This window comes from Streptomyces sp. NPDC101165, from assembly GCF_044768135.1.
Lineage (GTDB): Bacteria > Actinomycetota > Actinomycetes > Streptomycetales > Streptomycetaceae > Streptomyces.
The window spans coordinates 191,567-202,144 of the sequence record NZ_JBIWPG010000018.1; the positions used below are offsets into that span (position 1 = coordinate 191,567).

Below are 10,578 nucleotides of genomic sequence, written 5' to 3' on the forward strand. Positions count from 1 at the left end.
CGCCATTCTCCGGAGGGGCCGAGCATGGAGTCACAGATCGTCCTGGGGATCCTGGGTACGGCAAGCGTCGCATCGGTGTTGGTCTACGTCCTGAAGGGACTCCTCGACCAGATCCCGGATCTCATCCGCTCCTGGCGCCGGGTCGTGCGCGAGGCCAGGACCTTTCGTCGCGGCGATGCGGCCGGACCGGACGAGACCGGCGCGGCCGCTGCGGACCCCGGGAGCCGGCGCACCCCGTCCTGACCGGCACCCGGTGCCGCCCTCATCTCCTCAGGAACAGTTCGGCGGGTACCGCCCGGTCGAAGTCGATCACCGCGTCGAAGTGGCCGGGGGTGCGGATCCAGGCGTTCACGCGCTCACGGGACGCCTCCCGCTCCCCCGCCGCGTCGTCGTAGAGGGTGTTGCCCCCGAACGGTGTCAGGGTCGCGCCGTAGACGCGGATGCCCTGGGCGTGGGCACGGACGACGATCTGCCGGTACCCGGCGAGCAGGTCGTCGGTGACCGCGCGCTGGGCCTCGGGGGTGGCCTCGGCGGTACCGATGTCGTTCACGCCCTCGAAGAGGATCAGCCAGGCGACCCCGCTGCGGGACAGGACGTCACGGTCGAGGCGGGCCAGGACGTTGGGGCCGAGCCCGTCGTTGAGGACCCGGTTGCCGCCGGCGGCCTGGTCGAGGACGGCGATGTCCGCGGTTGCGGCGCGGGTACGGACCCGGTCGAAGAACTGGTCCGGCCGGCGGTCGTTGCCGTTGGTGGTGGACCCGCGGCCGTGCGGACGACGGCCCTCGCACCTTCCGTGCGCGATCCTCGACGTGCCCCGGCCGGCCCTCTCCGTGCCCTCCAGGTGCACGGCCGACGAATCCGGGTTGTTCGCTTCGCCGTGCCAGGGCTCAGTGGTCCCCGAGCGGCCCCACCGACGCGGCCAGTTCCTCCTCGTAACCCGAGTAGGCCGTGCGCAGGGCCTCCCCCGGCCAGTCCGGCGGCAGGAGTGCGGGCGGGAGGACGGGGTCGGTGAGCAGGTGGCGTACGGCCGCGGCGAAGGCGGTGAGGCGGCCGGCCGGGTGGTGGGCGCCGGCCGCGTGGGCGAGCAGGGTGCGCGTGGTGGTGGCCCAGGCGTCCAGCGGCCACAGACGGGCGACCAGGTCGTGCGGGGAGCCGTCGGGGTGTGCGGTGTAGGACTCGGCCACGCGCGCGAGGTCGTCGTGCAGGGGCCGGGCGAGGTTGGCGGGGCGCAGCCACACGCCCTCGCGGAGTTCGGCCAGACGCAGGGCGGCCAGCCGGGCGCGCAGGTCGGCCCGTTCGGCGGGGCCGCGGCCGGTGGCCGTGATCACCACCATCTCCCAGTCGCCGTCCCACGCGCGCGTACGGGGATGCAGCGCCTCGTCCTGGCGGCGCTGACGGGCCAGCAGCCGGTCGCTGAGCCCGTAGACACCGTCCGTGCGGCACAGGTCCCCGGCGGCCACCATCCGGCTCAGCGCGGCCCGCAGGGTCGAGCCGCCGACGCCGAAGGGCTCCACCAGCCGGACCAGGTCCTTCACCGGCAGCTCAGGGGGATGCGCGCCCAGCAGCAGGCTCAGCACCACCGACCGCGCGGACAGCGGCCGCAGACCGGCGGCCTCACCCGCCTCCGCCGACACGTTCATGCGCATGGGCACGTACTGTACGTGCGCCTCCTTGTTGCATCATTGCTACAGCCGCAGGAAGAGTGCAACATAGCGGTATGGACTCGACACCCGTGCAGTCGCCGCCGCAGCAGTACGCCACCCACGACGTCACCAACCAGGCCCCGCCCCTGGCCCCCTACGACGCCTCCGACGACCGGGCCCTGCTGGAGGGACTGCGCCGGGAGGGTGCCGAGTGGGCGGAGGACGGCATCCGGCGGCTGGGGCTGCGGGCCGGCAGCGAAGAGGCCCAGGAGTGGGGCGAGCAGGCGAACCGGCACGAGCCGGAACTGCGCACCCACGACCGCTACGGCCACCGGATCGACGAGGTCGAGTTCCACCCCAGCTGGCACCGTCTGATGCGGACCGCGGTCGCCGAGGGCCTGGCCGGCGCACCGTGGGCGGACGACCGACCCGGAGCCCATGTGGCCCGTACCGCGGGCGGACTGGTGTGGGGGCACACGGAAGCCGGACACGGCTGTCCGACGTCGATGACGTACGCCGCCGTCCCCGCGCTGCGCACCCAGCCGGAGCTGGCCAAGGTCTACGAACCGCTGCTCACCAGCCGCGCGTACGACCCGGAGCTGCGTGTCCCCACCGAGAAGCCCGGGCTGCTCGCCGGGATGGGCATGACCGAGAAGCAGGGTGGCTCGGACGTCCGCACGAACACCACCACGGCCACGCCCACCGGTGAGCCGGGCGTGTACACGCTGCGGGGCCACAAGTGGTTCACGTCGGCGCCGATGTGCGACGTGTTCCTGGTGCTGGCGCAGGCGCCGGGCGGCCTGTCCTGCTTCCTGGTGCCCCGGATCCTGCCGGACGGCAGCCGCAACACCTTCCGTATCCAGCGACTGAAGGACAAGCTCGGCAATCGGTCCAACGCCTCCTCCGAGCCAGAGTTCGAGCGGACGGTGGCCTGGCTGGTCGGACCCGAGGGGCGGGGCGTGAAGACCATCATCGAGATGGTCAACTGCACCCGCCTGGACTGCGTGATGTCCTCGGCGACCCTGATGCGCAAGACGCTCGTCGAGGCGGGCCACCACGCGCGCCATCGCAGCGCGTTCGGCGCCCGGCTTATCGACCAGCCGCTGATGCGCAACGTCCTGGCCGACCTGGCGTTGGAGTCGGAGGCGGCGACGACGCTGACCCTGCGGCTCGCCGGTGCGGCGGACCGGGCGGTGCGCGGGGACGCCGGCGAGCGCGCCTTCCGCCGGATCGCCACCGCCGTCGGCAAGTACTGGGTCACCAAGCGGGGCCCGGCGTTCACCGCGGAGGCCCTGGAGTGCCTGGGCGGCAACGGGTACGTCGAGGATTCGGGCATGCCCCGCCACTACCGGGAGGCCCCCCTGCTGTCGATCTGGGAGGGCTCGGGGAACGTCAACGCGCTCGATGTACTGCGCGCCCTGGGTCGGGAACAGGACACGACCGAGGCCCTGTTCGCCGAACTCGCCCTCGCGCGCGGGGCGGACGCCCGGCTGGATACGGCCGTGGTCGGGCTCAAGGAGCAGTTGGCCGAAACCGATCAGGTGGGCGCGCGCCGGCTGGTCGAGCGGATGGCCCTGGCCCTTCAGGCATCGCTGCTGGTCCGGCACGCCCCGCACGCGGTCGCGGACGCCTTCTGCGCGAGCCGGCTGGGCGGTGACTGGGGGCACGCGTTCGGCACGCTGCCCGCGGGGACCGACCTGGACACGATCCTGGAGCGGGCCCTTCCCGGCCGCGACTGATCCGGGCCCCGGGCGACCGGGGCGGATCCCGCCGCGTGGCCGGTGACAGCCGACGGGCGACCGGGGCGGATCCCGCCGCGTGGCCGGTGACAGCCGACGGATCGCACACAGTCAGCGCGTGACTTCGCTTCGTTGTCAGTGCCGTGGTGCAGACTCGCGATCAGGTGGTACCGGCCTGGGGAGGACAACGTGTTATCGGGGATCGACGAGGTCGACTGGGCCTCGCTGCACCACGCGTACGGCAGTGCGGAGGACGTGCCCGGATGGTTACGGGGACTGGCCTCCGCGGACGCCGCCGAGCGACAGACCGCGCTCGACGGCATGTACGGCACGGTGCACCACCAGGGGAACGTGTACGACTCGACGCTGGCCTGCGTTCCCTTCCTGTGCTCGCTCGCGGCCCGCGAGGCGGTGCCGGACCGGGGCTGCATCGTCGAACTGCTGGTCAGCATAGGGGCGGAGAGCGGGGACACACACGCGCGTGAGGCCGTGCGCGCGGGCTCCGAGGTGTTCGTGCCCCTCCTCGGGGACCCGGACCCGGGAGTGCGCCGGACGGCGGCCGGAGCCGTCGTGCGGTTCCTGGACGGCCCGGAGCGCGTCCTGGACCTGATACGGCAGCGGATCCAGGTCGAGCGGGACGGCAGGGTCCTGCTCGCGCACACCGAGGCCCTCGGCCTGTTCGTTCGGCGGCATCCGGCGCACTCCACCGCCGCGGTGGATCTGTTGGCCACGCAGAGCGCGCCGCCCTACGAGCCCGGGCTGCGGCTCGCCGCGCTCGGACAGCTCGCCCTGGGTGCCCCGGAGCTGCTCCCGGCCGACCTGGTACCGACGGCCGTCGAGCTGCTGCGGGACAGGTCCGCGCGCCGTGCCCGGGTACCGGAGCCGTCCGGGAACGACACACTCGTGGGCCGGATACGGCGGCTGCGCCCCTCGGACGAGGAGGGTGCCCAGCTGCTGCGTACCCTGCACACCGCGCTCGGCGACCGCACCGCCGACCGGATCGCCCTGCTCACGGGGCAGTTGACCAGCCCGGGCCCGATGGACCGGTGCAATGCCGTGAGCATGTCGGCGGCGCTGTTCCGCGGCTGGCGGGCCGACTGTGCCGGGCCCGTGGCCCTGATCGGTGCCCAACTGGACACGGAGCAGGAGCGGTTGCGGGATGCGGCGGTCTCGGTCCTGGTGGAGCTGTACGGCCTGGCCGCGCCCGCCGCGGACGACCTGTACGCCCTGGTGACCGCCCGGCCCGACCTGTGGACGCACCGCTGGGAGCGCGGCTCGCCCACCCTCGGCGGACCGCTCAAGGCCCTGGCCCGGACCGGCGATCCACGGACGGTCCCGGTTCTGGCCCAGGTGCTGGCCGGCCCGGTCGTGCCCGGCGGCCTGGGGCACGAGATCGCGCACCTGGGTCCGGCCGCGGCTCCCCTCGCCCCCGCGCTGCGGCACCATCTGGCCCGTGTCCCCCTGGACTCCCCCGCCGCCGACACTCTGGCCACTCCTCTCCTTGCCGCGTTCAGAGCCGTGGGCGACCGGCATGCGGTGCCCGAGGTGCTGCGGCTCCTGTCCGGGGCACCGGAGGGTCTCGGGGCACGGGAGAGACTCGTCGGACCGGCCATCGAGACGCTGGACGCCCTCGGGGCAGCCGCACAGGCGGCACCCGTCCTCCGGGACCTGCTGCACACCCGGCACGCGGCCGCCGCTGCGGGCGCCCTGTGGTCGGCGGGGGATCCGGTCTCCGCCGTACTGCCCGTCCTTCTGGAGGAGTTGACGCGGGGCGAGCCGGGGAGCCGCCGACTCGCCGCCCGGCAGCTGGGCAGGCTGGGTCCGGCCGCCCGCGCGGCCCTGCCGGCACTGCGCCGGACGGCCCGTTCGGGCCAGGTCTGGCAGCGGACGTCGGCCGCGTGCGCGCTGTGGCAGATCGGCCGGGACCCGGAACCCGTACTGCCGGTGTTCCGGGCCGCGTGGTCGCAGAACCCCTACACGCGCGGCCCGATCGCCCAGTGCCTCGCAGCCATGGGCCCGGCGGCCGCACCGCTGCGGGACCTGGTGACCGCCGAACTGACCGACCCCCGGCGCCACACGGCCGGCGAGGGCGGGTACGGCAGCCAGGACATCGCCAAGGACGAGGCGTTGCTCAGGACCTGCGGGGAGGTGCTGGCGGGGCTGTAGCCACGCGCCGGAGCGCCCGGCCTGTCATGGACGCAGAGCCTGTCATGGGCGCAGGGCGTCACGGGTGCAGGGGGCCACGGGTGCAGGGGGCGTCACCATTTCATCCGACCCCACTGCGGCCCCAGTCGGGCCCACTCCGTGTCCCAGCGGTCCATGCGGCGACGTTCCAGGCGACCGCGCAGGACGCGGCCGCCGACGAAGGGGACGGCGGCGGCACTCACGCCGACCAGGCCGCCTATCAAGGTGGCCCGGAAGGCGGCCTCGGAGACGGTGGTGGGGCGGGTGACCAGGTGACCCTCCGGGTCGGTCCACACGGTGACCGGGGCCCCGGCCTTGCTGCCCGGCGCGACCCGGGCCTGGCCGGTGTGGGCCGAGCCGTCGCCGACGGTCCAGCGGACCTCGGCCCAGACCCGCTCTCCGCCGGTGCCGGCGGCGGTGGCCCTGCCGGGTGCCCGGGCGACGACGTGGGCGACGGCGGGATGCCAGGCGGCGCGTTCCCGGGCCAGTCCGTGCTCCACCGAACGGGCCGCCGCGAGCCCGGCCAGCACCCCGGCCAGGACGGTCAGCAGCCAGACGGCGAGCACCACCCAGGCCTCCACCACGTCGGCGCGGCGCCGGAGCGGATTGCGCCGCCAGCGCCACAGCCACACCTTCGGACCACGCAACGCCTTCAAAGGCATCCTCCTCACGAGCGCACCGACAGGCCGGACCGACCTCCCATACGGGCAGGGCCGTCCCGTTGCTCACGACGAGCCGTCACCTCGACGGTCGCACGAGACACCCCCATCGCGCAGGCGCATGCGACAACGCACCTTGCCGATCTCTACGACAGGCCGACGGCACCGCCGTGACCTGCACGGACGCCACGCCCGGGGCCGACTGTCAGTGGCGGGGTGCAGACTGGCCGGTATCTGACGACTACCTGGACAAAGACGTCCCGGAGGTGATCGGCATGACCGAGGTCCTGCTCGCCGTGGGCACCCGCAAAGGCCTCTTCATCGGGCGGCGGCGCGGCGGCGCCTGGGAGTTCGACGACAGCCCCTACTTCAACGCCCAGGCCGTCTACTCGGTCGCCATCGACACCCGCGGCGGCACCCCGCGGCTGCTCGCGGGCGGCGACAGCGCGCACTGGGGGCCGTCGGTGTTCCACTCCGACGATCTCGGCCGCACCTGGACCGAACCGGCCCGGCCGGCCGTCAAGTTCCCCAAGGACACCGGGGCTTCGCTGGAGCGGGTGTGGCAGCTGCACCCGGCCACCGCGGAGCCGGACGTGGTGTACGCGGGCACGGAACCGGCCGCGCTGTACCGCTCCGAGGACCGCGGGGAGAGCTTCGAGCTGGTGCGGCCCCTGTGGGAGCACCCGAGCCGATCGCAGTGGGTGCCGGGCGGCGGCGGTGAGGGCCTGCACACGGTGCTCACCGACGCGCGCGACCCGCGGGCGGTGACCGTCGCTGTCTCCACCGCCGGGGTGTTCCGCACCACGGACGGCGGGGCGAGCTGGGCGCCCGCCAACTCCGGTGTCTCCGCGGTGTTCCTGCCGGATCCGAACCCGGAGTTCGGCCAGTGCGTGCACAAGATCGCCAAGGACGCCCACGACCCGGACCGGCTGTACCTGCAGAACCACTGGGGGGTGTACCGCAGCGACGACGCGGGCGGGCGGTGGACCGACATCGGCGCGGGCCTGCCGTCGACGTTCGGGTTCGCGGTGGCGGCCCACCCGCACCGCGGCGACACCGCGTACGTCTTCCCGATCAACGCCGACGCCGACCGGGTGCCCGCCGACCACCGCTGCCGGGTCTTCCGCACGGCCGACGCGGGCAAGAGCTGGGAGCCGCTGTCGCACGGGCTGCCGGCGGAGGACCACTACGGCACCGTATTGCGCGACGCGCTGCGGACGGACGACGCGGATCCGGCCGGGGTCTACTTCGGCAACCGCAACGGCGAGGTGTACGCCTCGGCCGACGACGGTGACAGCTGGCAGCAGCTCGCCTCCCATCTGCCGGACGTGCTGTGCGTGCGGGCGGCGGTGATCGACTGACGCGGCGGGCCGCCCCCGAGGCCCACGGGAAAGGAGGCGAAGGGCGAAAACGGTCATTCGAGCCGACGGTCCGATCATCCTCGGTCGCCCGCCGGTCGCAGCTTGATCGCCGACCGGTGTACGGCAGTAGGGTGACGCCCGTGGCACCACGACCCTTGCATGAAATCGTCGAACCGGGCTGGGCGAAGGCCCTGGAACCCGTCGCCGGACGGATCGCCGCGATGGGCGACTTCCTGCGCACGGAGATCGCCGCGGGACGCACCTACCTCCCGGCCGGACCGAACGTCCTGCGCGCCTTCCAGCAGCCCTTCGACGACGTACGCGTCCTGATCGTCGGTCAGGACCCGTATCCGACACCGGGGCACGCGGTCGGCCTGTCGTTCTCGGTCGCGCCCGAGGTGCGTCCGCTGCCGCCGAGCCTGATCAACATCTTCCGCGAGCTGAACACCGACCTGGGACTGTCCCAGCCGTCCAACGGTGACCTCACCCCGTGGACGCAGCAGGGCGTGCTGTTGCTCAACAGGGCGCTCACCACGGCGCCGCGCAGCCCGGCCGCCCACCGCGGCAAGGGCTGGGAGGAGGTCACCGAGCAGGCGATCCGGGCCCTGGCGGCGCGCGGCAAGCCGCTGGTGTCCGTGCTGTGGGGACGTGACGCCCGGAACCTGCGTCCGCTGCTGGGCAGTCTGCCGGCCGTGGAGTCCGCGCATCCCTCGCCCATGTCGGCCGACCGCGGCTTCTTCGGGTCGCGTCCGTTCAGCCGGGCCAACGACCTGCTGATCCAGCAGGGCGGACAGCCGGTGGACTGGCGTCTGCCGTGACCGTCCCCGGTTACCTGGCGGTGGACTCCGGGGGCTCCGGTCTCCGGGTCGCCGTCGGCATGCCGGGGCAGGCGCCGTCGGCCCGGCGAGCGTCGGGAGAGCCGGTCCGTACCGGTGCGCGGGGGATCGACCCCGCCCACCTGATGACGCAACTCGTCCCCCTCGCCCGCGCGTTGGCGGCGGAGGCCGGGGTGGGCGAACTGGACACAGCCGTCGTCGGCGCCGCCGGGTTCTCCTCCCTGGGCGACGCCCTGCGCGCCGAACTGCCGGGCGCGCTCGCCCGGGAGCTGGGCGTACGGAACGTGGCGCTGGCGGCCGACGCCGTGACGGCCTACGTCGGAGCCCTCGGACCGCGGCCGGGCGCCGTGGTCGCCGCGGGCACCGGCCTGATCGCGGTCGGCACCGATCTGACCGGCTGGCGGCGGGCGGACGGCTGGGGCCATCTGCTGGGCGACTGCGGCGGCGGGGCGTGGATCGGGCGGGCCGGGCTGGAGGCGGCGCTGCGCGCCCACGACGGCCGGGACGGCGGCTCCGCCCCGCTGCTGGCGCGCGCCGAGGAACAGTTCGGCCCGGTACGGGGCCTGCCCGGCCTGCTCTATCCCCGTACCGACCGGCCCGCGCTGCTGGCCTCCTTCGCGCCCCAGGTGGCCGCCTGCGCGCTGAGCGACCCGGTGGCCTCCGGCATCCTGCGTGCGGCGGCCCGGAACATCGCCGAGTCCGCCGCCGCGGTGTGCCCTGCCTCCGGTGCGCCCGAAGTGGCGTTCACCGGCGGCCTGCTCGAGATGGGCGACCCGCTCCTCGTACCCCTGCGGGAGGAGTTGGCCGCGAGGCTGCCGCACGCCCGGCAGGTGCCGGCCGAGGGCGACCCGCTGCACGGCTGTGCGCGGATCGCGAACGAGCTGGCGGCCGGGCGGCTCACACTGCCGGGTGAACCGTCCATGCTCTACGTGGTCCGCACAAAAGGGGATTGACCCGCTTCACAGTACATCTGTCCGGCAAGTGCCCGGAACACGTGCCAAGGGTACGTAACTCATCAGACAAAACCGGACGGATACCGCTCACCTGCACCCTCCCCGAACAAGGGAGCCCAAGAAGCCAGTAACATGCGGCGCCATGAGCTCCCCCACTGGGCCCGCGTCCGGCCTGCCAGTACGAATGCCGCGACCCCGCCAGCCCGGACGGCACCGCCGACCGGAACCGCTGCTGGCTCCCGAGGGCGCGCCCGCGCTCGTCCTCGCAGTGCCCGGCGCGCCCAGCGCCGCCGCGCGCAGCCTCGCCGAGGAGGTCGTGAGCATCGCCCGCTCCGAGCTGCCCGGCCTGGATGCCCGGATCGGATACCTGGACGGGGACGACACCGAGTTCCCGAGCCTCCGGGCCGTGCTCGCGCACGCCGCCGAGGAGCGCGCCGCCCGCTACGAGCAGGCCGTCGCCGCCGGCCTCGAGGTCAAGGATCCCGACGGCCCGGTCGCGGTCGTCGTGCCGCTGCTGGCCGGTCCGGACAGCGCGCTGCTGCGCCAGGTCCGCCAGGCCGTGATGGACAGCCGGGTCGCCGCCGACCTGACCGATGTCCTCGGCCCGCACCCGCTGCTCGCCGAGGCGCTGCACGTGCGCCTGTCCGAGGCCGGTCTGGCCCGCGCCGACCGCGCCCGCCTGTTCACCGTGGCCACCGCCGCCGACGGCATCATCCTGGCGTCCGTGGGCGGCGACGAGGCCGTGCAGGCGGCCGGGATCACCGGCATGCTGCTCGCCGCGCGCCTGGCCGTACCGGTGATGGCCGCGGCCCTGGACCAAGAGGGTTCGATCACCTCCGTCGCCGAGCAGCTGCGCTCCTCGGGTTCGCAGCAGCTGGCCCTGGCGCCGTACCTGGTGGGCCCGGAGATCGACCCGGCGCTGCTGGCGGCGGCCGCCGAGGAGGCGGGCTGCGCCACGGCGGAGGCGCTCGGCGCCTACCCGGCGATCGGCAAGCTCGCCCTCGCCAAGTACACGACCGCGCTGGGCATCGCCCCGCCGCAGCCGCAGGGCACGCCTGTCCGCTGACGCCGGACACGGCACTCGTACGACACAGGGCCCGCTCCAGATGGCGCTTTCTAGGGGTCATTGCAACAGGTGGTTGTGTTGATCAGGCCGCGAGCAGTTTATGCAGGCGCTCGGCTGGGGTTTCCCAGCCGAGCGTT

Annotated in this window: 9 protein-coding genes and 1 pseudogene; 7 read left to right on the forward strand and 3 right to left on the reverse strand. The window is 74.0% G+C overall.

Going from position 1 to position 10,578, the window contains the following annotated elements; translation table 11 throughout:
* Nucleotides 1-24: 24 nt before the first annotated feature.
* Entirely contained in the window at nt 25-243 is a 219-nt protein-coding gene (locus ACIRVH_RS33595) for a hypothetical protein (protein WP_403961185.1), read from the forward strand.
* 46 nt (nt 244-289) lie between these two features.
* On the opposite strand, the pseudogene ACIRVH_RS33600 reads toward ACIRVH_RS33595, so the two are convergent.
* Nucleotides 290-766 (reverse strand): annotated as a pseudogene (locus ACIRVH_RS33600) (GDSL-type esterase/lipase family protein); the annotation flags it as partial.
* Nucleotides 767-887: 121 nt separating this feature from the next.
* A complete protein-coding gene (locus tag ACIRVH_RS33605) occupies nt 888-1,646 on the reverse strand; it encodes a PaaX family transcriptional regulator C-terminal domain-containing protein (protein ID WP_403961187.1) in 759 nt (252 codons plus the stop codon).
* A 71-nt stretch (nt 1,647-1,717) separates the two neighbouring features.
* Between ACIRVH_RS33605 and ACIRVH_RS33610 the strand changes: the two genes are divergently transcribed.
* Together ACIRVH_RS33610 and ACIRVH_RS33615 are read left to right on the forward strand one after the other, a co-directional pair.
* Nucleotides 1,718-3,382 (forward strand): acyl-CoA dehydrogenase family protein, encoded by a 1,665-nt coding sequence (locus ACIRVH_RS33610; protein WP_403961190.1) that lies wholly within the window; start codon nt 1,718-1,720, stop codon nt 3,380-3,382.
* Between the two features lie 189 nt (nt 3,383-3,571).
* Nucleotides 3,572-5,548, forward strand: a complete 1,977-nt coding sequence (locus tag ACIRVH_RS33615) for a HEAT repeat domain-containing protein (RefSeq protein WP_403961193.1) — start codon at nt 3,572-3,574, stop codon at nt 5,546-5,548.
* A gap of 92 nt (nt 5,549-5,640) precedes the next feature.
* Here ACIRVH_RS33615 and ACIRVH_RS33620 read toward each other — a convergent pair whose 3' ends face one another.
* A complete protein-coding gene (locus tag ACIRVH_RS33620) occupies nt 5,641-6,228 on the reverse strand; it encodes a hypothetical protein (protein ID WP_403961228.1) in 588 nt (195 codons plus the stop codon).
* A 272-nt stretch (nt 6,229-6,500) separates the two neighbouring features.
* On the opposite strand from ACIRVH_RS33620, the gene ACIRVH_RS33625 reads away from it, so the two are divergent.
* The 4 genes from ACIRVH_RS33625 (at nt 6,501) to ACIRVH_RS33640 (ending at nt 10,441) form a co-directional block, all read left to right on the forward strand.
* Complete coding sequence (locus tag ACIRVH_RS33625; protein ID WP_403961195.1) at nt 6,501-7,586, forward strand: WD40/YVTN/BNR-like repeat-containing protein; 1,086 nt, start codon at nt 6,501-6,503, stop codon at nt 7,584-7,586.
* Nucleotides 7,587-7,726: 140 nt separating this feature from the next.
* The gene (locus ACIRVH_RS33630) at nt 7,727-8,404 is read left to right on the forward strand and encodes a uracil-DNA glycosylase (RefSeq protein WP_403961198.1); all 678 of its coding nucleotides are present in this window, start codon (nt 7,727-7,729) and stop codon (nt 8,402-8,404) included.
* A complete protein-coding gene (locus tag ACIRVH_RS33635) occupies nt 8,401-9,375 on the forward strand; it encodes an N-acetylglucosamine kinase (RefSeq protein ID WP_403961200.1) in 975 nt (324 codons plus the stop codon). Before ACIRVH_RS33630 ends, ACIRVH_RS33635 begins: the two co-directional genes overlap by 4 nt.
* Before the next feature lie 142 nt (nt 9,376-9,517).
* On the forward strand, nt 9,518-10,441 hold the full coding sequence (locus ACIRVH_RS33640) for a sirohydrochlorin chelatase (RefSeq protein ID WP_403961203.1): 924 nt from the start codon (nt 9,518-9,520) through the stop codon (nt 10,439-10,441).
* Nucleotides 10,442-10,578 lie beyond the last annotated feature (137 nt).

Excerpts from the sequence above, each read along its gene's own strand:
- ACIRVH_RS33595 (WP_403961185.1), top strand. The coding sequence starts at position 25 with ATGGAGTCACAGATCGTCCTGGGGATCCTGGGTACGGCAAGCGTCGCA.
- ACIRVH_RS33605 (WP_403961187.1), bottom strand. The coding sequence starts at position 1,646 with ATGCGCATGAACGTGTCGGCGGAGGCGGGTGAGGCCGCCGGTCTGCGG.
- ACIRVH_RS33610 (WP_403961190.1), top strand. The coding sequence starts at position 1,718 with ATGGACTCGACACCCGTGCAGTCGCCGCCGCAGCAGTACGCCACCCAC.
- ACIRVH_RS33620 (WP_403961228.1), bottom strand. The coding sequence starts at position 6,228 with ATGCCTTTGAAGGCGTTGCGTGGTCCGAAGGTGTGGCTGTGGCGCTGG.
- ACIRVH_RS33625 (WP_403961195.1), top strand. The coding sequence starts at position 6,501 with ATGACCGAGGTCCTGCTCGCCGTGGGCACCCGCAAAGGCCTCTTCATC.
- ACIRVH_RS33640 (WP_403961203.1), top strand. The coding sequence starts at position 9,518 with ATGAGCTCCCCCACTGGGCCCGCGTCCGGCCTGCCAGTACGAATGCCG.